This window comes from Amycolatopsis orientalis (assembly GCF_000943515.2).
GTDB classification, from domain to species: domain Bacteria; phylum Actinomycetota; class Actinomycetes; order Mycobacteriales; family Pseudonocardiaceae; genus Amycolatopsis; species Amycolatopsis orientalis.
In genome coordinates, this window is record NZ_CP016174.1 from 5,025,425 (window position 1) to 5,051,108 (window position 25,684).

General features: G+C 67.8%; 19 protein-coding genes. 2 read left to right on the forward strand and 17 right to left on the reverse strand.

The genetic code is table 11. From position 1 onward, the window contains the following. The first annotated feature begins 29 nt into the window (after positions 1 to 29). Together SD37_RS21995 and SD37_RS22000 are read left to right on the forward strand one after the other, a co-directional pair. Positions 30 to 785 (forward strand): hypothetical protein, encoded by a 756-nt coding sequence (locus SD37_RS21995; protein WP_044856496.1) that lies wholly within the window; start codon positions 30 to 32, stop codon positions 783 to 785. 39 nt (positions 786 to 824) lie between these two features. Then, positions 825 to 1,178, forward strand: coding sequence for a hypothetical protein (locus SD37_RS22000; RefSeq protein WP_044856497.1), 354 nt, complete (start codon positions 825 to 827; stop codon positions 1,176 to 1,178). Here the strand turns inward: SD37_RS22000 and SD37_RS22005 are convergent. From SD37_RS22005 to SD37_RS22085, 17 genes are all read right to left on the reverse strand, one after another. Next, positions 1,172 to 1,576 carry a hypothetical protein gene (locus tag SD37_RS22005; RefSeq protein ID WP_044856498.1) on the reverse strand — a complete coding sequence of 135 codons (405 nt, stop codon included), beginning with the start codon at positions 1,574 to 1,576 and terminating at the stop codon, positions 1,172 to 1,174. The two genes, SD37_RS22000 and SD37_RS22005, sit on opposite strands and share 7 nt — an antisense overlap. A gap of 115 nt (positions 1,577 to 1,691) precedes the next feature. Continuing rightward, a complete protein-coding gene (locus SD37_RS22010; protein ID WP_236725075.1) occupies positions 1,692 to 5,423 on the reverse strand; it encodes a glycoside hydrolase family 2 TIM barrel-domain containing protein in 3,732 nt (1,243 codons plus the stop codon). A 40-nt stretch (positions 5,424 to 5,463) separates the two neighbouring features. Further along, positions 5,464 to 6,930: a family 43 glycosylhydrolase gene (locus SD37_RS22015; RefSeq protein WP_236725076.1), complete on the reverse strand. Its 1,467-nt coding sequence runs from the start codon at positions 6,928 to 6,930 to the stop codon at positions 5,464 to 5,466. 2 nt (positions 6,931 to 6,932) lie between these two features. Next, a complete protein-coding gene (locus SD37_RS22020) occupies positions 6,933 to 9,467 on the reverse strand; it encodes an alpha-L-arabinofuranosidase C-terminal domain-containing protein (RefSeq protein WP_145926693.1) in 2,535 nt (844 codons plus the stop codon). Between the two features lie 51 nt (positions 9,468 to 9,518). Beyond that, positions 9,519 to 10,844, reverse strand: a complete 1,326-nt coding sequence (locus SD37_RS22025; RefSeq protein WP_052675168.1) for a jacalin-like lectin — start codon at positions 10,842 to 10,844, stop codon at positions 9,519 to 9,521. 70 nt (positions 10,845 to 10,914) lie between these two features. Further along, on the reverse strand, positions 10,915 to 12,162 hold the full coding sequence (mmsB, locus tag SD37_RS22030; protein ID WP_044856502.1) for a multiple monosaccharide ABC transporter permease: 1,248 nt from the start codon (positions 12,160 to 12,162) through the stop codon (positions 10,915 to 10,917). Positions 12,163 to 12,165: 3 nt separating this feature from the next. Further along, positions 12,166 to 13,689 (reverse strand): multiple monosaccharide ABC transporter ATP-binding protein, encoded by a 1,524-nt coding sequence (mmsA, locus tag SD37_RS22035; RefSeq protein WP_173426338.1) that lies wholly within the window; start codon positions 13,687 to 13,689, stop codon positions 12,166 to 12,168. A 5-nt stretch (positions 13,690 to 13,694) separates the two neighbouring features. Continuing rightward, a complete protein-coding gene (gene chvE, locus SD37_RS22040) occupies positions 13,695 to 14,825 on the reverse strand; it encodes a multiple monosaccharide ABC transporter substrate-binding protein (protein ID WP_037303720.1) in 1,131 nt (376 codons plus the stop codon). Positions 14,826 to 14,852: 27 nt separating this feature from the next. Next, a complete protein-coding gene (gene araA, locus SD37_RS22045) occupies positions 14,853 to 16,358 on the reverse strand; it encodes an L-arabinose isomerase (RefSeq protein ID WP_044856503.1) in 1,506 nt (501 codons plus the stop codon). Then, the gene (locus SD37_RS22050) at positions 16,355 to 17,041 is read right to left on the reverse strand and encodes an L-ribulose-5-phosphate 4-epimerase (protein ID WP_044856504.1); all 687 of its coding nucleotides are present in this window, start codon (positions 17,039 to 17,041) and stop codon (positions 16,355 to 16,357) included. Before SD37_RS22050 ends, araA begins: the two co-directional genes overlap by 4 nt. Next, entirely contained in the window at positions 17,038 to 18,720 is a 1,683-nt protein-coding gene (gene araB / locus SD37_RS22055; RefSeq protein ID WP_044856505.1) for a ribulokinase, read from the reverse strand. Before araB ends, SD37_RS22050 begins: the two co-directional genes overlap by 4 nt. A gap of 68 nt (positions 18,721 to 18,788) precedes the next feature. Next, on the reverse strand, positions 18,789 to 19,775 hold the full coding sequence (yjfF, locus tag SD37_RS22060; protein WP_044856506.1) for a galactofuranose ABC transporter, permease protein YjfF: 987 nt from the start codon (positions 19,773 to 19,775) through the stop codon (positions 18,789 to 18,791). After that, a complete protein-coding gene (locus SD37_RS22065; RefSeq protein ID WP_044856507.1) occupies positions 19,772 to 20,818 on the reverse strand; it encodes an ABC transporter permease in 1,047 nt (348 codons plus the stop codon). The genes yjfF and SD37_RS22065 overlap by 4 nt, the downstream gene beginning before the upstream one ends. After that, positions 20,815 to 22,308 carry a sugar ABC transporter ATP-binding protein gene (locus SD37_RS22070; protein ID WP_236725077.1) on the reverse strand — a complete coding sequence of 498 codons (1,494 nt, stop codon included), beginning with the start codon at positions 22,306 to 22,308 and terminating at the stop codon, positions 20,815 to 20,817. Before SD37_RS22070 ends, SD37_RS22065 begins: the two co-directional genes overlap by 4 nt. Positions 22,309 to 22,370: 62 nt before the next feature. Next, on the reverse strand, positions 22,371 to 23,345 hold the full coding sequence (locus tag SD37_RS22075; RefSeq protein WP_201788842.1) for an ABC transporter substrate-binding protein: 975 nt from the start codon (positions 23,343 to 23,345) through the stop codon (positions 22,371 to 22,373). Positions 23,346 to 23,427: 82 nt separating this feature from the next. Next, the gene (locus SD37_RS22080) at positions 23,428 to 24,462 is read right to left on the reverse strand and encodes a LacI family DNA-binding transcriptional regulator (protein WP_037303705.1); all 1,035 of its coding nucleotides are present in this window, start codon (positions 24,460 to 24,462) and stop codon (positions 23,428 to 23,430) included. Between the two features lie 174 nt (positions 24,463 to 24,636). Then, positions 24,637 to 25,434 (reverse strand): hypothetical protein, encoded by a 798-nt coding sequence (locus tag SD37_RS22085; protein ID WP_044856510.1) that lies wholly within the window; start codon positions 25,432 to 25,434, stop codon positions 24,637 to 24,639. Between the last annotated feature and the right edge of the window lie 250 nt (positions 25,435 to 25,684).

Here is a 25,684-nt window from a genome sequence, read left to right on the forward strand (position 1 = left end):
GCTTCGACACGCGAAAAAGGGAGACGATCTTGCGACGGGCGGGTTCTGTGTGGTTCTGGTCCCTGCTCGGCGCCTTCATCGCCGCCGCTCTCAGCACGGCGATCAATTTCGCGACCGACCTCAAGACCAATTACCTCGCGTGGGGTCTCGCCGTCGCGTTCACGGTCGCGACGGGGCTGATCAGCGGCATTTCGCAGGTGCTCAGCCGTCGCGACGGTGGCGGTGCGCGATCAGCGGGCACGACGCAGGTCCGCCACGCCGGGCAGCCACAGGTCAACGTCTGGCTGGTGTTTTTGGTACTGGGGGTCTCGGGGTCCATGCTGGCGGCCATCTTCGTCGGCGTTCACTTCGCTGGCTCGACCCAGACAGCCGGCACACCGCTGCCCGCCGTGGTCGAACCGCGACCTGAATCCCCACCGACGACGACCACCACGCTCCCCCATCCCACAACGATGTCCGTCACGCTCCAGCCGACCTCGAGCGAAGGCATCGCGGAGTTCGTCACCGGTTACTACCGCCTGATGCCCGACACCCGTGCGGGCTGGCCGCTCATCGGACCGAATCTGCAACGCCGCGGCCTGACCGATTACGAGGCCCACTGGGGAAAGATCAGCGCGGTGGACGTCCACAGTGCCTCGGCCACCTCCGCGACGACCGTGCGGGCGCGCATCACCTTGCACTACCGCGACGGCCGTCCCTCCCCCACCGAAACCCACGAACTGACGGTCGTTCCCTGCGACGGTCACCTCTGCATCGACGCCGACACCCTTCTCCGGGCGAAATAGCGACCGCGATCCGGCCGTACGCGGTCCAGGGTCCCCGTCATGACCGCTCTTCCCCGCGGCGGCCGTCCCGCCGAGGCCTTGGCGGCCGTCGAGGCGAGTATCGAGGAATGCTGGCGGCGGTTCCTCGCCGAGTACGGCGTCGCCGCCGGAACACGCGAGGAAACCGAACTCGCCGAAATGGTCGTCGCCCGTGCCCGGCACCGCTACGGAGTACGGTCCCGCTGCGGCTTCGAACTCGGGCTGCCGTCTCTTCTCGGCGGCGAGCTGCCCAGCACGGCCCAAGCGCAGGCCTACCGAGCGGCGATCAATAAGCTCACCGAGAAGGAATGCGAACGCGTGACCTCCTTCGACGAAGTCCTCGCGAAACACGCTGGCCCGCCCCGGGCTCAGTAGTCGTCGCGTCCGGTGAACTGCTGCTCCAGCAATTCCGCCGAGCCCGCGACGAGTTCGAGCGGGTCGGTGAACTCGTTGATGTCGAGGTTCACCAGCGGCAGGGAATGGCGCAGCACCAGGTGTTCGCCCATGACCACCAGTCCCCCGACGACGATCGTGTTGCCGATCTCCGTCAGGACGGTGGCCAGGTCGACCTCGTCGACGCGCGCGAACGGCGTCGCGATCTGTACCCAGTCCTCGCGGCGGTCGAAGATCTCGCGCGCGATGACCACGGTCTGGGCCCGCTCTTCGTAGTCGTCGTCCCCATAGGACAACCGGATCCGGATTTCGTCCGGTTCGTCCCGGATGATCCGATATTCCTGCCGTACGAACGCGACCAGATCGGCCCATTCCGCCATGAAGTCAGTCCTCCCTCGCAGTCGGACCGAGACTAGCGAGAGCGAGCGGCCGGTGTCTCGTCTCGTGAGTGGTAATAACGGTTAGAACCGTCATCACCACTCACGAGACCTGAGATCACCCGCCGTCGGGCAGCCCCGCCCGCGCTTCCTGCGAAGTCAGCGGCCGCAGTGACAGCGTGTACTCGTAGGTGCGGTCCTGCTGCACCTGACTGCGCTCACGGACCGGATTGGGCGTGTCCCCCACACCGGTGACAGCGTGGCTGGCGTGCAGCGTGAACCAGCCCGGGTTGCGCCGCAACTGGAACGGGTACGCCGCCCGGTCGAGGTCGTCGAACGGGGTCACGCTGACGTCGTTCGCTCCCCCGACCAGCAGTCCGCCGGTCCGGCCGTCGGTGAGCAGCGCCCACCGGCTGTCGGTGTGGTTGCCGTGGTCCTGCGGCCGGTGGTAGTCGACGTACTGCTGGTCCACCGTGCTGGACTGGACGCCGATCGGGGTCCCGTCCTTCCGGTCGACGTAGCTCTCGGCCTTCCGCCCGTACCAGGCGAACCGGTCGTAGGAATCCGGCACCGCCAGCGAGACCCCGATCCTCGGCAGGTACGGCAGGGTGCGCACGCTCCCCTGCGGCACCACCTTGTTGCCGAGGCTCAGCGTCCCGGTCCGGTCCACGGTGTAGGTCATCGTCTGGTCGAACCACGCCCCGGCGACGTCCGGCGCCGCGACCCGGCTGTCCACGATCACCCGCGCGCTCCGCGAGCCGTCCTTCTCCACGCGGACGCCGGTGACCGTGGTCTTCAGCCGGTCCAGTCCGGCCTTGCGCCAGTCCTCACCTTCGGCGCGACCCCAGGCGAAGGTCTCGTTGCTGATCGGCGCGCGCCACGCGTCGAGCTTCGGCCCGCCGCTCAGCAATTCCTTGCCCTGGTGCCGGATGGACGACAACGTCCCCGTGTTCTTGTCCAGTTTGTACGTGACGCCGGCCGCGGACGCCGTCACCGAAGCCGCGTCCTCGCTGACGTTGACGGACTTCCCGTCGAGCGGCGAGCGGTCCAGACCCGGAATCCGCTTGCCCCCCAAGGAGAACTGGTCGTGCGCCAGGACGTGCCCTCGCGCGAGCATCGGTTCGCCTTGGGTCGTCACCGCCTCGACGGTGAGGAACCGTTCCCGATCGGCCGGATTCGCCGGTACGGGCAAGGAGGTCTTCCCCGTCGACGCCGCGCCGACGCGCAACGGCTGCTCGCCACGGGCGACGATCCGGGAGCCTTCCTGGATCCGCCACCGCAGGTTCAGCTCGTCGGTGCCCTTGAACTGCCGCTCGTTGGTCACCGACAGCGCGCCGCCGGAGTAGGCGAAACGGATCGGCTGGTGGGCCCACGCCATCTGCGCGGTCTCCGGCTGCGCCGACCGATCCGAACCGATCAGACCGTCCACACCGGACAGACTCGACCCGTAGGAGAGGTGGCTTCCGCGATCGGTGACGCTGTCGAAGTCCAGCGCCAGCACCGCTCCACCGGCCGGTGTGGCACTGGACAGGTCCGCGGCGGAAAGCGGCTTGTCGTAGACGCGGACGTCGTCGACCGCGCCGCGTCCCATCCAGCCGATCGAAGACGGATCGTTCCACGACGTTTCGAAATCGCGGCCGATGTTGACCTCGGCCGACGACGGATCGATCGCGCCGGTGAACGGTTTGTTCCCGACCTCCTTGCCGTCGAGGTACAGCCGCAGGGCCGTACCGTCGTAGGTACCGCTCACCCGGTGCCAGTTGCCGTAGAAGTCGGCGGGTACCTTGGCCTGGACTGCCTGCCACGTTCCACTGTGGATGAAGAACTCCAGGGTGTCCTGCGTCTTCATCTTGAGCGCGTACTGGTGGTCGCCCTTCCCGAGGATGCGGAAGTCGCCGGTCCACTTCCCCGGCTTCACCCACGCGTCGAGGGTGAGCGCCTTGCCGGTGATGTCGAGTTTCCGGTCACGGTAGACCTCGACGAAATCGTCCAATCCGGACAGTGCCAGCGCCTTTCCGCGATGGCCTTCGACCAGATCCGGTTTTCCGGTCACATGCGCCGAGATGTCGTTGCCGGAGGAGTCCGGGGTGATCCGGATCGGCTGCCGGATGTTCTGCTCCGCCCAGTCCCAGATGAACCCACCCTGGGTCTGGGGATTCGCGCGGAGGGTGTCCCAGAACTCCCGGAAGTTCCCCAGGCTGTTGCCCATCGCGTGCGCGTACTCGCCGAAGATCAGCGGTTTGGTGGTGTTCTTGGCCTGCTCCGCGAACTTCTCCGGGGACGGATAGCGCGGCCCCCAGACGTCGGCGAAGGGAGCGTCGCCGTCCGGGTTGTTCGACTGGTGGTAGATCGGCCGGGTCGGCTCGTTCACGTCCAGCCATTCGGCCAGCGCGAAGTGGTGCGCACCGAGACCGGCTTCGTTCCCGGTGTCCCACAGGAAGACGCTCGGATGGTTCTTGTCCCGTTCGACCATGCCGATCATCCGGTCGAAGAACGCGTCCCGCCAGGCCGGGTCGTTCGCCTGGCAGTAGTTCGCGCAGTTCTCGTGGTTGTGGGTCTCGATGTCGATCTCGTCGTCGATCCAGAGCCCGTGCCGGTCGGCCAGCTCGTAGAAGTACGGATCCGACGGGTAATGCGACGTGCGGACCGCGTTGACGTTGAGCTGCTTCATCAGCGCGACATCGCGTTCCTGCGCGCGGCGGGGCACATGCCTGCCGTGGTCGGGATCGGTCTCGGCCCGGTTGACGCCCTTGAACAGTAAGCGCTTTCCGTTGACCAGCAACTGCTTGTCGCGGATCTCGATCTCACGGAAGCCGACCGTCTCACTGGTGATGTGCGTGACCCGGCCGTCGGGCGCGGTCAGCGTGAGGACGACCGTGTACAGGTTCGGCGTCTCGTCGGACCACTTCGCGGGGCTGCGGACCGGCAGGCTCAATGTGGTCTTGCCACCCGGATCGACTTCCCCGTTCACCGCCCCGACCTCCTTGCCCGCCGCGTCGCGCAGGCTCAGGCCGACCCGGTGCTTGCCCGTCGTCCCACCGGGTTTGGTGGCGACCTCGACCGCGGCCTTGAGCGTGGCGTCGGTGTAGGACGCGTCGAGGTCGGTCGTCAGCCCGACGTCCTGGATGAACGTGCCCGGCGCCGAATGCAGGGTCACCGAACGGAAGATGCCAGAGTACCGCCACTGGTCGACATCCTCCAGATAGGCGCCCGCGCTCCAGCGGTGCACCTGCACGGCGATCCGGTTCGGCCCCGGCCGCAGCGCGGCCGAGATGTCGAACTCCGCCGGGGTGTACCCGCCCTGGTCGTAGCCGATGTACTTCCCGTTGACCCAGACGAAGTACGCCGACGTGACGCCGTCGAACCGCAGGAACGTCTTCCGCTGCGTCCAGTCCGACGGCAACGGGAAGTCGCGGACATAGGCACCGGTCGGGTTGACGTCACGCGGGACGCGTGGCGGATCGTCCGGCTGGATCTCGGTGGCGATGTTGCGGAAGATCGGGTGGTCCAGACCGTCGGTCTGCCACGTATGCGGCACGGACACCTCGCGCCAGCGTGACGCGTCGTAGCCGTCCTCGTGAAAGCCCGCCGGGACCTGGGACGGGTTGTCCGCCATCGCGATCCGCCATTTGCCGTCGAGCGACATCGTGTACGGGGAGCGTTCGTCGCGGCGGGCGGCGGCGGAAACGTCCGCGTACGGGCGCAGATAGGCGTGCGGTGGTTCCTGTCCCTCGGACACCTTCCGTGGATCGTCGAGATAGGACTGGACGTCGGCGGGTGGACCGTCGGCCGCGGCCGGCGGGACGGCCGCGGCGAGGGTACCGGCGAGCATCGCCAGTACCAGAACCATGGGGCGTGTTCGCAGCACTGCGTTCGACCTCCCAGAGAGTTCAGCTGAGCCGGAAGCTGACCCGTTGACGATCCCGCACCCCGGTACCGGGACGGAAGGGCAAGATCCTTCCATTGTCGTGGGCCAAATAGGTGGCAGGATCACCGGACAGGCGGAACGACACCGCCTGCTGGTCGGCGAGGCCCGGCACCTGGGTGAAACTCGCCGCCCGGCCGTACGCGTCGCTTTCGTCGTACGGATCGATCCGCACGGTCGAACCGTCCACCACGCGGACGTAGCGGTCCGGGAAGTTCACCGACTGCAACGCCACACTGCCGCCACCGCGGAAACCCGCCACGATCCGGAACTGGGAATCGGCGAGTTCCCGCACGTCACCATCGGCGCGCAGCCGGTATTCGTAGTGCCGCACATAGGACGCGGGAGCGTCCAAAGGAGACAGTCGTAAGCAGGGGCCGCCCTTGCCGACCGGGACGCCGAAACTCGGGGTGCCGTCGTTGTTCCAGTACAGCCGCTGGACCCGGGTGTGCCGGTTCGGGTCGTACAGCGGATCGCCGGTGATGTCGCGGTAGTCGCGGGCGTGGTAGACGAGTACGTCGGTCACCCCGTCTTCGGCGACGGTGAACGAATTGTGCCCTGGCCCGTACTGCCGGGTGGCCTCGCTGGTGGTGAACACCGGCTGCGGCGACTTCGTCCACGAGCGCGGGTCGAGCAGATCCGATCGTTCGTCGGCGGTGAGGAGTCCCATGCAGTACCGGGAATCGGTGGCGCTCGCCGAGTAGGTCATGAAGACCCGGCCGTTGCGGATGAGCACGGCAGGCCCCTCGTTGACCTTGAACCCCTGGATCTCCCACGGCAGCGTCGGCACCGCGAGCCGGGCGGGGTCGCCCTTGAGCGCCAGCGGCGACGCCATCTCGGCCAGGTACAGGTTGCTGTTGGTCGCGATCCCCGGTTCGCTCTGCGCCCAGGCGAAATACCGCTTGCCCCGGTGTTCGAACGTCGTCGAGTCGAGGGTGAAGGTGTCCCACTTGGTCACCATCTGCCCGCGCAGCACCCAGGTATCGGCCCGTGGATCGTCCGAAGTGGACTCCAGCACGTACGTCCGGATGCGGAACACGTCGTCCGAGTCGCCGGCGGCGAAGTAGACGTACCAGCGCCCGTCGATCCGGTGCAGTTCCGGCGCCCAGATGTGGCCGCCCATCTTGCCGGACGACGGACGCCGCCAGATCGTCTTCTCCCTGGCGGTGGCCAGGCCGTCGATGGTGGCGGAGCCGCGCACGACGATCCGGTCGTACTCGGGCACCGAGCCGGTCAGGTAGTACATCCCGTTCACCGGCCGGGTGATGAACGGATCCGCCCGCTGCTCGACCAGCGGGTTCCGGGTGGTCAGCCCGGCCGGAGCGGCTTCGGCGGCAGCGGCGGTGGCGGCCGTCGAGGTCAGCGTGCCGACGGCGGTGGCGGCCAGCAGCCCGCCACCCGCTCTGAACAGGTCACGTCGGTCGATCGTCATGGTCATCCCCTCACTCGGGCCGGGAAGCGCAGGAAGGTCACGGAATTCGGCGGGAAGGTGTAGCTGAAGGTGTTCGCCACACCGGTGAACCGTGATTCGCGGGGCGCGATCGGTGTGGCGTAGGCGGTGTTGACGTCGTCGGGCAGGCCCTGCAACGTCGTCACGCGTGCGCTCGAACCAGGCTGGACCCGGGTACCGAGGTCGACCTTGGTGCGGGCGGCCGCGTTCTGCGCGTTGACCACCTTGACCACGAGTTCACCGGTCTTGAGGTCACGCGTGACGACCTGGCGGAACGGCTCGGCGACCTTGTCGTCGGTGAACGAGCCCCACTTCTGCCCGTCGACGAACAGCGTGACCTGACGGCCGCGGACCTCGACCCGCAGGTCGTACTGGCGGCCGGTCTCGATCTTGGTGTCGTTCTGGATCAGGGTCTGCTTGCCGCCACCCTCGGTCTTCTCGACGGCGGAGACGGTGTTGTTCCAGCCGCCGAGGTTCCACCAGTAGTTGTTCCCGGTGTCCTTGACCCCGAACGCGATGAGGAACCCTTCCCGTCCGGCGGTCTTGGTCGCCTTCACCGAGAAGTCGTAATCGCTCCAGGCCGGATCGCCCGCGGTCACCAGTGTGTTCTCCGCGGTCTGGTCGGACTGGACGTACGCGCCGTTCGACACCGTCCACGAACCCCGTCCGGCCACCTTCGTCCAGCGTGAATCGTCACCGGAGAAGTCGTCCGAGAACAGCTGCGCTCCCCCGGCCGACGTGACCTTGACGTCGTCGTAGGCCGCGCTCGTGGCCCAGGTCGACAGCCCGATGGCCCCCGAGATCGGCGCCACCGTCGACGGCGTCGAGGACGCTTTGCTGGGTACGACGTGGTCGCCGGTGTTGGTCATGAACAGCTTCTGCGTCTCGTAACTGGCCGATCCCCACGAGCGCTGGTTGTCGAACCAGATCATGTCCGGTTTCCACTGCACGTAGTCGGTGTTCGCCAGCAGCGGCGCGTACGACGCGAGCTTGACGACGTCGGCATTGCGCTCCAGCCCGGTCATGTACGCCGCCTCGGCCAGCGCGTTGCCGAACTTGTTGTCCAGTGACGCGTACTCGCCCAGGAACACCTTGGGACCGTTGCGGTCGTAGGTGTCGTAGCGCTGGTTGTTCTGCAGGAACCATTGCGGGCTGTTGTAGTAATGCTCGTCGACCATGGCGACCTTCGCGTTCCGGTTCAGGTCCCAGAGCCGGTCGAACGTCCCGCCGGTGTCGTCCGGACCGGAGTTGCTGATCACCGTGATGCCGGGGTACTTCGCCGCGATCGCCTTGCGGAACTCGGTGAAGCGGGCGAAGAACTCGTCCGGCAGGTTCTCCTCGTTGCCGACGCCGACGTGCGTCAGGTTGAACGGCGCCGGATGCCCCATCTCGGCCCGTTTCCTCCCCCAGGCCGAGGTGACCGGGCCGTTGGCGAACTCGATCAGGTCGAGCGTGTCCTGGATGTGCCGCCGCAGCAACGCGGGATCGTCGGTGGCCCGGTTCTGGCCGCAGCCGGTGACCAGCGCGGGCACCACCGGCAGCGGCATCGCGCCGATGTCCTCGGAGAACTGGAAGTACTCGTAGTAGCCGATGCCGTAGGACTGGTTGTAGCCCCAGAAGTTCGCGTTCGTGGCGCGCTGCTCGACCGGGCCGATGGTGTCCTTCCACTGGTACGAGCGCTTCCGCTCCCAGTCCGGCGCCTCGTAACCCCGGTGGCTGCCGGTGTTGACCAGACATCCGCCGGGGAACCGCACGAAACCGGGCTTGAGCGCGGCGATCTTCTCCGCGAGGTCGGCCCGCATCCCGTTGGGCCGGTTCTTGTAGGTGTCGTGAGGGAACAGCGACACCATGTCCAGCCGCAGTGTCCCGCCGCCGGACGCGGTCAGCGCGAGCCTGCCGAGCGCACTCGACTCCCTCGCCCGGACCGCACCCGAGTACTTCACCCAGCCGTCGCCGCGGACCTGAACCCGCAGCGGATCGGCAAGCGCTTTCCCGGCGGGGTCGGTGACGGCCACCGTGAGCGGCGTCCCCGCCGCCCGATCGGTCCGGGCGAACACCGAGAAGTCGTACTGCTTGCCCTTCTCGACGCGGATCCCCGAGTTGTACCCGGAGTTCGCGACGCCGTATTCACCACTGGCAAGGTCGAGCCGCAGGTAGCGCCGGTTCCGCTCGTTGAGGCGCTGGTCGTCGTCGGCGACCTGCGCCGTACCGGTCCCTCCACCGAGTGACGTCGGCGCCCAGGAAGTCAGCGGGGTGTAGGACGCGTTGTCGGCCTTGTCGTATTCGAAGGACCGGTTCTGGACGAGTTCGGCGTACAGCCCGCCGTCCGCGGCACGGTTGATGTCCTCGAAGAAGACGCCGTACATCGAACGGTCGATCGTGGCACCCCGGCCCGCCGCGTCGACGGCGAGCGTGTAGTCGGTCATCGGTGTCTGGCCCGAAGCGGCGGGGACGGGAACTCCGATCCCCAAGGCCATGATGGACGTCAGCGCGCCCAGCCGGACGATTCTCCTGCGCACAGCACTTCCTTTCGCACCTTTGCGATGGTCGTGGTTCGTTTCCGGTCCGGGTCAGCTCCGGGTCCGGATGAAGCCGATCTTGTCGACCTCGTCCCCGGCCCGGCCGTGGAATCCCGCGATCTGCCAGCCCGGCACCGCGCCGCGGGTCACGCAGTCCGACGTCGCGGTCCCGGCCGACAACGTCCTGCCGCGGTCGGTGGTGAACGTGGCCGAGAAGATCCGGGTGGTGTTGTCGTGCTTGCCCCGGCAGAGCGTCGCGGCGACGAGGTGTTCGCCGTTCTCCAGAGTCAAGGTGACGGCGGTTCCCCCGCTCCCGCCATGGGACACCGTGGTCCCGTTGGCGAGGGTGAGGCCGATGTTGTCCACCCGGGAGCCGCCGCGCACGGACAGGGAGCGGACGCCGGCACCGGCGAGGATGGCGTCGATGTCGGTGAAGTAGGAGCCGTGCGGACCGCCGAACTGATCGGTCGGCAGGAAGTCGGCGTTCTGGCGCCAGGTGAAGGCGGTGGCGATCGGGGAATGATCCGACAGCATCGCACCCGATTCGTCGAGGAACTTGGCGTGCTCGTTGGCGTACGAGGTCGCTTCGAGGCTCACGAGCTTGCTGCCCCGGTAAAGGATCTTGTCGACGACCTCGCAGTGGTTCGTCACCGCCGCCGGGTCGCACACCAGCGCGGGGCTGCCGGGGGCGGGCGCGGTCCCGCCGCGGACCAGCTGGACCCAGGCGTCGGTCAGGCCGTTGTCGGCCGCGAACGCCGCGATCGTGTCGCCCGTCCTCGTGTAGCGGGTGTTGGTGTCGCCCATGACCACGACGGCGTTCCCCGCCGACCGGGTCTTCATGAACGCCGTCAGCTGCTTGAGGTTGGCCGCCCTCGACTTCAGGTCACCGTCGTTGGTCCCGGCGTTGGTGTGCAGGTTGTAGAAATCGGTGAACACGCCCTCGGCGAGCCGGACCCGCATGAAGGTGAACCCCTTCGGCGTGAGGCAGTCGCCGGAGTCGAACTGGCACGAGTCCCATTTGACGCGTTCGAAGTCATCGACGTCGTAAGGGATACCCGACAGCGTGTTGAGGCCACTGCCGAAGCCCGCGCCGCCGCTGGTCGGCGTCCGATGAGGATGGCCGTCGGCGGCGTAGAGCGTGGCGTGGTAGTTGAAATCCTCCTGGACGTGCACGACCTCGTAGGGGCCGATCCGGCCGCCGATCGCCCTCGTGGCCGGTTCCCGCGGCGTCGGTGCGCTCGAGAGGGATTCGGGCAGGCCCGCGATGTTGTAGGTGAGTACGGAGAACGTCCCGCTCGGTGCCGCTTCCGCGGCCGCCGGGACACCTGCCGTGAGCAGTAGAGCGGACGCTAGAACGAAGAACAGGCGCTTCGACACTGAAGTCTCCTGAGGTTCGGTACGGCGTGGGTGTCCCGGGTCGCCGGAGCGGCCCGGAACACCCACGCCGTCAGGCGGCGGTACGCGACCTGCGTTTGGTCCAGATGTCGTAGGCGACGGCGGCGAGGAGCACGAATCCCTTGACGAGGTTCACGCTCTCGGTCGGCGCGCCGATGAGGGACATGCCGTTGTTGATGACGCCCATGATCAGGCCGCCGGTGATCGCGCCGACCACCTTGCCGACCCCGCCCTGGACGGCGGCGCCGCCGATGAAGGCCGCGGCGATGGCGTCGAGTTCGAACATGTTGCCCGCGGTCGGGCCGGCCTGGTTGAGCCGTCCGGCGACGATGACGCCGGCGATCGCGGACAGCACACCCATGTTGACGAAGATCCAGAACGTGACCGACTTGACCTTCACCCCGGACAGGGTCGCGGCCTGGAGGTTCCCGCCGATGGCGTAGATGTGCCGTCCGAACACCGCCCGCGTCGTCACCAGCGTGTACCCGATGACCAGCACGGACAGCAGGATCAACACCCACGGCAGGTTCTTGTAGCGGGCCAGCTGGACCACCACGAACAGCACGACCGCGGCCGCGGCGACCATCTTCAGCAGGAACATCGGCAACGGATCGACCTCTTGCAGGTAGTTGATCCGCGCCGAGCGCTTACGCCACTGCGAGAAGACCGCGCCCGCGATCGCCAGCACCCCGACGAGCAGGCTCACCAGGTCGGCGCCGCCGAGCGGGCCGAGGCCGATGTTGCCGAGATACCCGCCGGTGAAGCCGTTCGCCAGCGTCCGCACCTCGTCCGGGAACGGGCCGATGCCCTGGTTCCCGAGCACGGTCAGGGTGAGCGCGCGGAAGATCAGCATCCCCGCCAACGTCACGATGAACGCGGGGATGCCGAAGTAGGCGACCCAATACCCTTGCCACGCCCCGATCACCGCGCCGATGGCCAGCGTGATGAGCAGCGCGAGCGGCCACGCCATGCCGAGGTTCACCATCAGCACGGCGGAGATCCCGCCGGTCAGCGCCACCACCGAACCGACCGACAGGTCGATGTGCCCGGCGATGATGATCAGGATCATCCCGATCGCGAGGATCAGCACGTAGGAGTTCTGCACGATCAGGTTCGAGATGTTCTGCGGTTCCAGCAGCGCGCCGCCGGTGAGAATCGAGAACAGCACGACGATCAGCGCGAACGCGACGTAGATCCCGCTCTGGCGCGGGTTGAACGAGATCCGCCGTGGCGCCCGATCCGGCGTGGATCCCTTCGGTTCCGGGACACCGGTGACGGTGTCTGCGGAGGCGGTGCTCATGACTTACTCCTGTTCCCTGGTCATCGCGTGCATGAGGACCTCCTGGGTCGCCTCTTCCCTGGCGACCTCACCGGTGATCCGGCCTGCCGAAAGCGCGTAGATCCGGTCGCACAGACCGATCAGCTCCGGCAGCTCGGAGGAGATGACCAGCACGGCCTTGCCCTCGTCGGCGAGCCGGTTGATGATCGTGTAGATCTCGTACTTCGCGCCGACGTCGATACCGCGCGTGGGCTCGTCGAGGATCAGCACGTCCGGATCGGTCAGGATCCACTTGGACAGCACGACCTTCTGCTGGTTGCCGCCGGACAGCGTGCCTGTCACGCTCTGCACGTTCGGCGCCTTGATGTTCATGCTCTTGCGGAACTCTTCCGCGACCCGGTGTTCCTCGTTCTCGTCCACCCAGCCGCGGCGCGCGAGCTTGCCCAGCGCGGCACCCGAGACGTTGCGCTGGATGTCCTCGATGAGGTTGAGCCCGTAGCGTTTGCGGTCTTCGGTGGCGTAGGCGATCCCGTGCTCGACGGCGTCGCCGACCGTGCGCACCTCGATCTCCTTGCCGTCCTTGATCAAGCGGCCGGAGATGTCCTTGCCGTACGAGCGGCCGAACACGCTCATCGCGAGTTCGGTCCGCCCGGCGCCCATCAGCCCCGCCAGCCCGACGATCTCGCCGCGCCGCAACGTCAGGCTCGCCCCGTCGACGACCACCCGGCCGTGCTGGGTCGGGCTGTGCACGGTCCAGTCCTCGATCCGGAGCACCTCGTCGCCGATCCGCGGTTCCCTCGGCGGGAACCGGTTCTCCAGCTTCCGGCCGACCATCCCGGAGATGATCCGGTCCTCGGTCACACTGGCCGCGTCGAGTGTCTCGATCGTCCGCCCGTCACGCAGGATGGTGATCGAGTCGGCGATCGCGGCGATCTCGTTGAGCTTGTGCGAGATCATGACGCAGGTGACGCCGTCGTCGCGCAGCCCTCGCAGCAGGTCGAGCAGATGCGCCGAGTCGTCGTCGTTCAGCGCCGCGGTCGGCTCGTCGAGGATCAGCAGCTTGACCTCTTTGGACAGTGCCTTGGCGATCTCGACCAGCTGCTGCTTGCCGACACCGATGTCCAGCACCGGCGTCACCGGGTTCTCCCGCAGGCCGACGCGCTTCATCAGCTCGCCCGCCTCGTGGTTGGTCCGGTTCCAGTCGATCAAGCCGCCGCGCGCCTTCTCGTTGCCGAGGAAGATGTTCTCCGCGATCGACAACTGCTGGCACAGCGCGAGTTCCTGATGGATGATCACGATCCCGCGCCGTTCGCTGTCGCGGATCGCGGAGAACGCGCACGGCTCGCCGTCGAAGACGATCTCGCCCTCGTACGAACCGTGCGCGTAAACACCCGAAAGAACCTTCATCAGCGTGGACTTGCCCGCGCCGTTCTCGCCGCAGATCGCGTGGATCTCACCCCGCCGCACCGACAGGTTCACATCCTGCAGCGCCTTGACCCCGGGGAAGGATTTCGTGATCCCCCGCATCCGAAGGATTTCGTCGGTCACTTCCACTACCTCAGCTGTTCCGCTTTGTAATAGCCGGAGTCGATGAGTTCCTTCTGGTAGTTGCCCTTGTTCAGGATCACCGACTCCAGCAGGAACGCCGGGACGACCTTCTGGCCGTTGTTGTAGTCCGTGGTGTTGTTGGTCTCGGCCTTGCCGCCCTTGAGCACCGCGTCGGCCATCTTGACCGTGGTGTCGGCGAGCTTGCGGGTGTCCTTGAAGATGGTCGAGTACTGCTCGCCCGCGATGATGGACTTCACCGACGCGACCTCGGCGTCCTGCCCGGTGACGACCGGGTACGGCTGACCCGGCGTGCCGTAACCGTTGCTCTTCAGCGCCGAGAGGATGCCGATGGAGAGGCCGTCGTACGGCGAGAGCACACCCTGGACCTTCGCGCCCGAGCTGTAGGTCTTGGTCAGCAGGTCTTCCATGCGCCGCTGCGCGGTCGCGGCCTGCCAGCGCAGGATCGCCGCGACGTTGAACGCGGTCTGGCCGCTCTTGACGACCAGCGTCCCGTTGTCCAGGTACGGCTTCAGCACCGACATGGCGCCGTTGAAGAAGAACGTCGCGTTGTTGTCGTCCGGCGAACCGGCGAACAGCTCGACGTTGAACGGGCCCTTGCCCTCACCCGGGGAACCGTCCTCCTTGAGGACCTTCAGCCCGGTGAGCAACGACGTCGCCTGCTGCACGCCGACCTTGAAGTTGTCGAAGGTCGCGTAGTAGTCGACGTTGGGGGTGTTGCGGATCAGCCGGTCGTAGGCGATGACCGGGATCTTCTTGTCCGCGGCCTCCTGCAGCTGAGTGGTGATCGCGGTGCCGTCGATCGAGGCGATCACCAGCAGCTTCGCGCCCTTGGTGATCTGGTTCTCGATCTGGTTGACCTGGGTCGGGATGTCGTCCTCCGCGTACTGGAGGTCGACCTGGTAACCCAGCTTCTCCAGCGCCGCCTTGATGTTGTCGCCGTCGTGGATCCACCGCTCCGACGACTTGGTCGGCATGGTGACCCCGACGAGCCCGCCCGCCGCGCCACTGCCCGCGGCCGGCTGCTGCTCTCCCGTCTTCGTACTCGAACCGCAGGCGGTCAGCGCCGCTCCGACGCCGATCGCCATGGCCAACGTGGCCAGTTTCGTGAACTTCATTGTTCCTTCTCCTCCGGTGGGGACCGCTCAGAAACCCTGTGCGAGCCGGTAATACGCCTGGTTCCAGCGCATCCGGTCCGCGATCGACTCGGGCGTCGTCGTGTGGTCGATCATCAGCAGCTCGACGTCGAGCATGGTGGCCAGATCGCGGATCGATTCCGCGCCGACGGCCTGCGTGAGCACCGTGTGGTGCGGTCCGCCCGCGGTGATCCAGGCCTCCGCGGACGTCGCCAGCGACGGCGCCGGCTTCCAGACCGCGCGCGCCACCGGCAGGTTCGGCAGCGGTTCGTCCGGCGCGACGACCTCGACCTCGTTGGCCACCAGGCGGAACCGGTCGCCGAGATCGGCCATGCCGATGACCACGGCGTCGCCGGGTGCCGCGTCGAAGACCAGCCGGACCGGGTCCTCGCGGCCGCCGATACCGAGCGGGTGGATCTCGCACGACGGGCGGGCGGCGGCGATGCTCGGGCAGACTTCGAGCATGTGGGCGCCGAGGATCTTCGGTTCGCCGGGGCCGAAGTGGTAGGTGTAGTCCTCCATGAAGGACGTTCCCAGCGCGGAATCGCGGCTCATCGCCTTCACCGCGGTCAGCAGCGCGGACGTCTTCCAGTCGCCCTCGCCGCCGAAGCCGTACCCGTCGGCCATGAGGCGCTGCACGGCGAGGCCGGGCAGCTGGCGCAGCCCGCCGAGGTCCTCGAAGTTCGTGGTGAACGCGCCGAAACCGCCCTCGGTGAGGAAGGTGCGCAAGCCGTGTTCGATCCGGGCCGCGTAGCGCAGGGATTCGTGCCGCTCCCCGCCCTTCGCCAGCTCCGGCGCGAGGGCGTACGCCTCGGTGTACTCCTCGACCAGCGTGTCGACGTCGGCGTCCGGGACGGCGTCGACCAGGGCGACGAGTTCGTTGACGCCGTAGGTGTTCACGGAGACGCCGAACTTCAGCTCCGCCTCGACCTTGTCCCCGTCGGTGACCGCGACGTCGCGCATGTTGTCACCGAACCGCGCGAGCTTGAGCGAGCCGAGGGTCTGGCGCCCGATCGCCGCGCGGACCCACGCGTCGATCCGCTTCGCGACCGACGGATCCGCGGCGTGCCCGGCGATGGTCTTGCGCGGCACCCCGAGCCTGGTCTGGATGTAGCCGAACTCGCGGTCGCCGTGCGCGGCCTGGTTCAGGTTCATGAAGTCCATGTCGATGGACCGCCACGGCAGCGCCTCGTTGAGCTGGGTGTGCAGATGCAGCAACGGCTTCCGCAGCGCGTCCAGCCCGGTGATCCACATCTTGGCAGGCGAGAAGGTGTGCATCCACGCGATCACGCCGACACAGGCGTCGTCCGCGTTCGCTTCGAGCATCACCCGCCGGATCGCCGACGGTTCGGTGAGCACCGGCTTCGCGACGATCTCCGCCGAGATCCGCCCGGTGTCGGCCAGCATCCGCTGGATCTGCAGCGACTGGCCGGCGACCTGCGCCAAGGTGTCTTCGCCGTACAGAGCCTGGCTTCCGGTGAGGAACCAGACCTCGGTCTTCCGCTGTGTGCTCACTTCTCTCCCTGCTGGCCGTAGACGTTCTGGTAGCGCGCGTAGAGCCGGTCGATGTCCTCTTCGGACAGTGGCTCCGGTTTCCCGAGCGCGGAGGCGATGTGGACGGTCCTGGCGACGTCTTCGACCATCACGGCGGCCTTGACCGCGTCCTTGGCGGTCCGGCCGACGGTGAACGGGCCGTGGTTGCGCATCAGCACCGCGGGCGACCGGCTGGACCGGAGCGTCTCGACGATCCCCCGGCCGATCGAGTCGTCCCCGATCAGTGCGAACGGCCCGACCGGGATCTCCCCGCCGAATTCGTCGGCGATCATCGTGAGCACGCACGGGATCGGCTCGCCGCGGGCCGCCCAGGCGGTGGCGTAGGTCGAATGCGTGTGGACGACACCGCCGACCTCCGGCATGTGCCGGTAGACGTAGGCGTGCGCGGCGGTGTCCGAAGAAGGTGCGAGATCACCCCGCACGACCTCGCCGTGGAGATCGGTGACGACCATCGTGTCGGCGCTCAGCTCGTCGTAGGAGACTCCGGACGGCTTGATCACCATCAGGTCGTGGCCGGGGACCCTGGCCGACACGTTGCCCGCCGTCCAGATGACCAGCTCGTACCTGGTCAGCTCGCTGTGCAGCCGGGCGACGGTGTCCCGCAGTTCCTCGAACGTGTCCGTGATGTCGGCGGCCAGGCTCATCGGTGCTGTCCTTTCCGGACGGAGGCGGCCGCGCGACGGCGGGCGGCGAGACGGTGCATGACGTCGTTGGCGCCGCGGCCGAAGTAGTCGTGCAGCGCGGCGTATTCGGCGTAAAGGTCGTCGTACGCCTTGACGTTCTCGGCGATCGGCCGGTAGACCGCGCGGCGGACCGAACCCATCTCCGCCGCGGCGGCGGGGACGTCCGGATGCGCGCCCGCGGCGACGGCGGCGTGGATCGCCGACCCCAGCGCGGGACTCTGCGTGGATCCCGCCACCGAGAGCGGCAGGTTCGTGACGTCGGCGTAGATCTGCATCAGCAGCTCGTTCTTGACCAGGCCACCGGCGACGATCAGTTCGGTGACCGGGACGCCGGCGCGCTCGAAGGTCTCGACGATCGTCCTGGTGCCGAACGCGGTGGCCTCCAGCAGCGCCCGGTAGATGTCCTCGGCGCGGGTCGCCAGCGTCTGGCCGACGACTACACCGGAGAGTTCGTGATCGACCAGTACCGAACGGTTCCCGCTGTGCCAGTCCAGTGCGACGAGACCGTGCTCGCCGATCTCCTGCGCCGCGGCGAGCCGGGTGAGCAGTTCGTGGACGGAGATGCCCGCTTCCTGGGCGTCGTACACATAGGACGCCGGGACACCGTGTTCGACGAACCAGCCGAAGATGTCGCCGACACCGCTCTGCCCGGCCTCGTAGCCCCACTGCCCGGCCACGATCCCGCCGTCGACGACGCCGCACATCCCCGGCACCTCGCGCAGTTCGGCGCCGTTCATCACGTGACAGGTGGAGGTTCCCATGATCGCGACCATTTGGCCGGGTGCGACGGCCTGGACCGCGGGTGCGGTGACATGCGCGTCGACGTTCCCGACGGCGACCGCGATCCCCTCGGGCAGTCCGGTCCACTCCGCGGCCTGCGCGCTCAGGCTCCCGGCCTTGGCACCGAGCGCGCCCAGCGGATGCATGAGCTTGTCGTCCACAAAGGACCCGAAGCCGGGGGCAAGTGCTTCGAGGAACCCGACGCCCGGATACCGGCCGTCCTGCAGGATGCCCTTGTAGCCCGCGGTGCAGGCGTTGCGGACGTAGGTTCCGGTGAGCTGCCAGACGATCCAGTCCGCGGCTTCGACCCAGTGCCGCATCCGCGAGTACACCCCGGGGGCCTCTTCGAAGACCTCCAGCGCCTTGGCGAACTCCCACTCCGAGGAGATCAACCCGCCGTACCGCGGCAGCCATGACTCACCGCGTTCCCGCGCCAGTGCGTTGATCCGGTCGGCCTGCGGCTGCGCGGAATGGTGGCGCCACAGCTTCACGTAGGCGTGCGGTTCCCCGGCGAACTCGGGCAGTTCGCACAACGGGGTGCCGTCGGCGGTGGTCGGCACCATGGTGCAAGCGGTGAAATCGGTCCCGATGCCGATGACGCCGGCGGGATCCGCGCCGGCGGCCCGGATCGCCTCCGGTACGGCGATGCGGAGGACGTCGACGTAGTCCGACGGCACCTGCAGCGCCCAGTCCGGCGGCAGGCCCTGTCCGGTCTCCGGCAGGATCCGGTCGATCACGCCGTGGCGGTACTCCGAAACCGCGCTGCCCAGTTCCGCGCCGTCACGGACCCGGACCACGACGGCCCGGCCGGACAGCGTCCCGAAGTCGACGCCGACGACCAGCGGTTCCCCTGTACTCACTTCTTCTCCCGCGATGTTAGCGTTCACATTCGTGGTCGGACGCCGCCACCGGTGTGGTGGCGGCAGTTTTAAGTGGCCCGCCTGCCGGCGAGCCGTTGCAGGACGATGAAGGCGAACAGCAGCGCTCCCGTGATGATCGAGGTCCACCAGGAGTTGAGCGTGCCGTCGAAGGTGATCAGCGTCTGGATGATGCCCAGCACCATGATCCCGAGCACCGTGCCGAGGACGTAACCGGAGCCGCCGGTGAGCAGCGTGCCGCCGATGACGACCGCCGCGATCGCGGTCAACTCCAGCCCGACCCCGTTGAGCGGGTCGCCGGAGGACTTGTACAGCACCAGGAGCAGGCCACCGAGCGCCGAGCAGAACCCGCTGAGCGTGTAGACCGCGATCCGCGTGCGGCCCACGTTCAAGCCCATCAGCAGCGCGGACTTCGGGTTGCCGCCGATCGCGTACACCGTCCGGCCGAACCGCGTTCCGTAAAGGACATACGCCGCGACGGCGACCACCACGAGCGCGACGACCACGCCGATCGAGATGTGCAGTTCGGGGCCCAGCGGGATCTGCGTCTGTGCGAGTTCCGCGACGGTCGCGTTGTCGATCGAGTACGCCTGGGTGCTGATCGTGTAGCAGAGCCCCCTGGCGAAGAACATCCCGATCAGGGTCGCGATGAACGGCTGGATCTCGAAGACGTGGACCAGCACGCCCATCCCGAAGCCCAGCGCCGCGCCGATCAGCAGGACCGCCGGGATCACCGCGAACACCGGCCAGCCCCGGTTCTGCAGCAGGTCGGCGGAGACCACAGTGGACAGTGCGACCACCGAGCCGACGGAAAGATCGATGCCGCCGGTGAGGATCACGAACGTCATCCCGACGGCGACCACCAGCAGGAAGGCGTTGTTGATGAACAGGTCGAGGATGACCTGGCCGGAACCGAACGCCGTGTAGCTGGAGGCGCCGTAGATGTACGCGCCGATGAGCATCGCCATCGTCGCCAGGATCGGGAGATGCCGCTGGCGCGGACGGTACCCCTTGACGCGGTCGAGCACGGTGGTCATACCCCTGCCTCCACCTTCTCCGGCCGGACGACGGCCGACGGCGGCGCGGGTTTCCGCCGCCTGGCGAGCTTCTTCCGGAACGCGGGCGACTGCACCAGGCAGACCACCAGTACCACCAGTGCCTTGAACAGCATGATCGCCTGCGGCGCGATGCCCAGCGCGTAGACCGTGGTGGTCAGCGTCTGGATGAGCAGCGCGCCGATGACCGAGCCGGTGAGCGAGAACCGGCCGCCGGTCAGCTGCGTGCCGCCGATGACGATGGCGAGGATCGCGTCGAGTTCGATGAACTGCCCGGCGTTGTTGCCGTCGGCGCTGTGCACGTTCGCGCTGATCATCAGCCCGGCGATCCCGGCGCAGAGCGCGCAGAACACGTAGGTGAGCCAGATCAGCCTCGCCGACCGCAGCCCGGCGAGCCTGCCCGCCTCGGGATTGCCGCCGACGGATTCGACCAGCAGCCCCAGTGCGGAACGCCGGACCAGGACCGCGGCGATGGCGAACACCGCCAGCGAGAGAAGGATCGCGCTCGGCAGCCCGAAGGTGAACCCGCTGCCGATCCATTCGTAGGGATGCGAGTTGATCGTGATGATCTGGCCACCGGTGATCAGCTGGGCGATACCGCGCCCGGCGACCATGAGGATCAGCGTCGCGATGATCGGCTGGATGCCCAGCACCGCCACCAGCCAGCCGTTCCACGCGCCGAGCGCGACGGCCAGCCCCAGCGCCATCCCGACCGCGGCGAGCGCTCCGCCGAGACTGTTCTGGTCGCCGAGGCCGCTGATGTGCAGGCACGCGAGCGCGCCGCTGATCGCGACGACGGCGCCGACGGAGAGGTCGATCCCCCGCGTCGCCACCACCAGGGTCATGCCGATCGCGATGAGGATCAGCGGCGCCCCGTTCTTGAGGATGTCGATCAGGTTCCCGTAGAGGTGCCCGTCGCGCAGTTCGAGGGCGAAGAAGGACGGCTGGGCGATGAGGTCGCCGAGCAGCAACGCCAGCAGCGCGACCACGGGCCAGAACAACCGGTACCCGGTCAGTTTCTTCATCGGGCGACTCCTTCCGCCATGGTCGCCATGACCTGGTCCGCGGTCAGCGAGTCGTTGTCCAGCACCGCGACCACCGACCGGTCGCGCAGGACGACGACCCGGTGGCTCAGCCGGAGGACCTCCTCCAGTTCGGCGGAGATGAACACCACGGCCATCCCGTCGTCCGAAAGCCGGGTGACGAGCCGCTGGATCTCCGTCTTGGCACCGATGTCGATGCCGCGGGTGGGCTCGTCGAGGATCAGCAGCCGCGGTTCGGTGATGAGCCAGCGCGCGAGCAGCACCTTCTGCTGGTTCCCGCCGCTGAGATCCCCGACCTTCGCCTCGGGGTTCGCCGGCCGGATGTCGAGCGCCTGGATGTAGCGTTCGGCGATCTCGTCCTGGCGCCGCCGCGAGATCGGCCGGGCCCAGCCCCGCGAGGCCTGCAACGCGAGCACGATGTTCTCGCGCACGGTGAGTTCCTCGACGAGGCCTTCGGTCTTGCGGTTCTCCGAACAGAACGCGATGCGCCGGTCGAGGCCTGTACGCGGGGTCTTCAGCGACACCGGTTCGCCGTTGATCCGCACCGAACCGCTGTCGGCGTGATCGGCGCCGAACAGCAGCCGGGCCAGTTCGGTCCGGCCGGAGCCGAGCAGACCCGCCAGGCCGATGACCTCGCCCTCACGGATGTCCAGCGAGAACGGCGCGACCCCGCCCTTGCGGCCGACGCCGTCCGCTTCGAGGAACACCGGGGCACCCGCCACCTCGGACCGGCTGTGGCCCGCGTCCTCGATGTCCTCGAGCGCGGCGAGTTCCTTGCCGATCATCCTGGTGACCAGGTCGACCGGGCTGATCTCCTCGGTGCGGTACTCACCGATGAGCTTCCCGTTGCGCAGCACCGTCATCCGGTCCGCGACGGCGAAGACCTGCTCGATGAAATGGGAGACGAACAGGATCGCCATCCCTTGATCCCGCAGCGAGCGCACCACGTTCAGCAGCCGCTCGACCTCACCGGCGTCCAAACTGGACGTCGGCTCGTCGAGGATCAGGACGCGGGCGTCGACATCGAGCGCCCTGGCGATCGCGACCAGCTGCTGCACCGCGATCGAACAGCTGCCCAGTTCGGCCGACACGTCCACTTCGACGTCCAGCCTGGCCAGCAGCGCGACCGCCCGGCGGCGCATCTCGCGCCAGTCGACGCGGCCGCGGCGGCGCGGCTCCTTGCCGAGGCAGATGTTCTCCGCCACCGACAGGTTCGGGCAGAGATTCACTTCCTGGTACACGGTGCTGACACCGGACCGTTGTGCCTCACCGGGGCCGCTGAACGCGACCGGTTCCCCGGCGAGTTCGATCGCGCCCGCGTCCACCCCGTAGACGCCGGTGAGCACCTTGATCAAGGTGGACTTCCCGGCACCGTTCTCGCCCATCAAGGCGTGCACCTCGCCGGGGAACATCCGGAAGGAGACGTCGTCGAGGGCGACCACACCGGGGAATTCCTTCCGGATGTGGCTCATCCGCAGAAGCTCAGGGGGTTCTGTCATCGCTGACCTTGTTTCGGGGGGACGCGGGCGGGAGATCAGTACTGACGCTGCGGCAGCGCGGCCTTGGCGGCCGCCTGGTCGAACTCGGTCTCGGCGGTTTCGATGCGCGGCGGCACCTGCTCACCGGCGGCGACCTTCTTGACCAGGTCCATCAGCTGCGGGCCGAGCAGCGGGTTGCATTCGACGACGTGGTTGATCTTGCCGTCCGCCAGTGCCTGCAACGCGTCGCGGACGCCGTCGACCGAGACGATCTTGATGTCCTTGCCGGGCACCTTGCCCGCCGCTTCGATCGCTTCGATGGCGCCGAGGGCCATGTCGTCGTTGTGCGCGTACAGCACGTCGATCTTGGGCTGGGACTTCAGGAATGCCTCCATGACCTCCTTGCCCTTCGCCCGGGTGAACTCACCGGTCTGCGAGGCGACGACCTTGAACTTCGGCTCGGCGGAGATGACGTCGGCGAAGCCCTTCTTGCGGTCGTTCGCCGGCGCGGAGCCGGTGGTGCCCTGCAGTTCGACGATGTTCACGTCACCGGGGGCCGAACCGAACTCCTTGGTCAGCCACTGCCCCGCCTTCTTGCCCTCGGCCACGAAGTCCGAACCGAGGAAGGTCTTGTACAGCGTCTTGTCCTGGGAGTCGACGGCCCGGTCGGTGAGGATCACCGGGATGTTCGCCGTCTTCGCCTCCTTGAGCACGGTGTCCCAGCCCGATTCGACGACCGGCGAGAAGGCGATGACCTTCACCTTCTGCTGGATGTAGGACCGGATCGCGGTGATCTGGTTCTCCTGCTTCTGCTGCGCGTCGGAGAACTTCAGCTCGATCCCGGCCGCCTTCGCGGAGTCCTGGATCGACTTGGTGTTCGCGGTCCGCCAGCCGCTTTCCGCGCCCACCTGGGCGAACCCCAGGGTGATGGCGCCGCCGCCGTCACCCGTCCCGCCGCCACCGCCACAAGCGGTGAGCACGAGCAGACCGGCCACTCCGGCCACGATCGCCGTCCACGGTTTTCTTGCCACATCGACTCCTAGATCCGCACTGATCATCTGAGTTAGCGTTAACATTTGGGCCGAGCACCAAGGCGGGCACCCGGCTCCGGCACTACGAGATGCCGGTACTCTCCCGCACGATCAATTCGGGAGACACCAGGTCACGGGCGCGTTCCTCGCCACCGTTCATACGGCGCCGGAGAAGCTCGAACGTCCGCCTTCCGACTTCGACGAAGTCCTGGCGCACCGTCGTCAGCGGCGGCGTGTAATAGGCCGCCTCGGGAACGTCGTCGAATCCGACGATGCGCACCTCCCCCGGCACATTCACCCCTGCTTCGGTGCAGGCGCGGAGAAAGCCGAGGGCCATCTGGTCATTCGCCACGAACACCGCGTCGAGTCCCTTTTCGCCGACGAGGGATCGCCCCGCCGCGTACCCGGACCGCGCGCTCCAGTCACCCCGCACGACCGGCGGGATCCGCACGTCGTGCCGTTGCAGGGTTTCCCGCCAGCCACGCTCGCGGTCGAGCGCCTCCAGCCAGTCTTCCGGTCCGGCGACATGCCAGACGGTCTTGTGCCCGAGGCCGAGGAGATGTTCGGTCGCCCGGCGGGCGCCGTCGTACTGGTCGACCGAGATCACCGGTACCGGCGCCTCTTCCCCGCCGCCGACCGCGACGAGCGGCACGTCCCGGGGCGCCGCTTCGAGGGCGCGGCCCGCGGTGACGTGCGGGGCGATCACGACGATGCCTTCGACGGCCTGGCGCCGCAGGCGCTCCACCGCGTCGGTGATCGAGGAGCGGCCGGGGCGGCTGATGCTCGTTATGTTCGTCGCGTAGCCGGCTTCGCGGGCGGCGTGCTCGATTCCGCTCAGCGTGCTGGCCGGGCCGTAGAGGTTGGCCTCCAGCGCGATCACGCCGAGCGTGCCGGAACGGCCGGTGACCAGGGCGCGGGCGACCGAGTTCGGCCGGTAGTCCAGCTGCTCGATGGCGGCGTTGACCCGGACGCGGGTCTCGGCGCGCACCGGGCCGGTGCCGTTGATGACGCGGGACACCGTCATATGGGAGACACCGGCGAGCGCGGCGACGTCGGTGAGGCTCGCCTGCTTGCCCGCGGGCACCTTGCTCTGCTCGCCGACGGTGTCGCGTGCCATCGCCTGTCTCCCCTCGCAGCTCCTCGCCGGGTGACGAGTGCCGCAAGTGTTAGCGATAACACGGACAGGGTCAAGAGGACTTGCCGTCACAGTCGGGTCACGGACCGGGCCGCCGGTTCGAACGCGCGGCGGAGCCGGACTCGGCGGCTCCGGTTCGCGCCGGCGGCCTGGTGATCACCTGGCCGAACAGGGCGCCAGTGCGCCGAGACCCTGCGGTTTCGCCGCCGCACGGCCGATCGAGATCGCGATTCGTTCGATCGCCGCGGTCCGCTTGTCCGCCAGCGGGCCGAGGATCGCGTTCTGGACGAAGTTCGGCCCTCCCTGCCCGGCTGACGACACCAGCCGCTGCTCGGCTTCGGCGATCTGCGTCCTCAACTGTGCCAGATTCCGGTCGACTTCGGCCTGTGCCCGCGCGGGGATCTCGGGCAGCCTGCTCGCGACGTCAGGACACACGATCCGGCGAGCACCAGTGACGCCACCCGCGCTCGACGACGGCGCGGCACTCGGGGCGGAACTCGGCGCGACGCTCGGGGCCCCGCTCGTTCCCAGCGAACAGGGGGCGAGATCCGCCAAACCCTGCGGTTTCGCCGCCGCACGGCCGATCGAAATGGCGATCCGTTCGATCGCCGCCGTCCGCTTGTCCGCCAGCGGGCCGAGGATCGCGTTCTGGACGAAGTTCGGACCACCCTGCCCCACCGACGACGCCAAGCGCTGTTCGGCTTCGGTGATCTGCGTGCCCAGCTGTGCCAGATTCCGATCGACCTCGGCCTTCGCGCGCGCCGGGATCGCGGGCAGCCTGCTCGCGACGTCCGGGCACACGATCCGGCTCCCCGCCTGGGCCGCGCCGGCACTGTCGGAGTTGCCCGCGGCCGTCGACACGACCAGCGCGCCGGCCGCGATGGCCAGCCCCAGCGCACCGGTGGCGATCTTCGTCCGGCGGGAAACGCGATGGGCACCTGCTCTTCGAGACATAGGTATCTCCATTGTCGAGTAAAGGAAATGAATGCGGCGAAAAATCGGCGATGGCCGCTCCGCCTGCACATATCGTGACCTTTCCGACGCGGCGCTGTCCAGGGAAAAGACCAGAAAAAGAAAAGAGAAATATCTTTGAACCGAACCGTTCTCCGGTCCGTATCAGATAAGGAAGCGAACTTGGAACCAGCAGAAGGTCTCTTGACCGAAAGGGGCCACCGTTCTACGGTCAGCATGCACAGCGAACTGT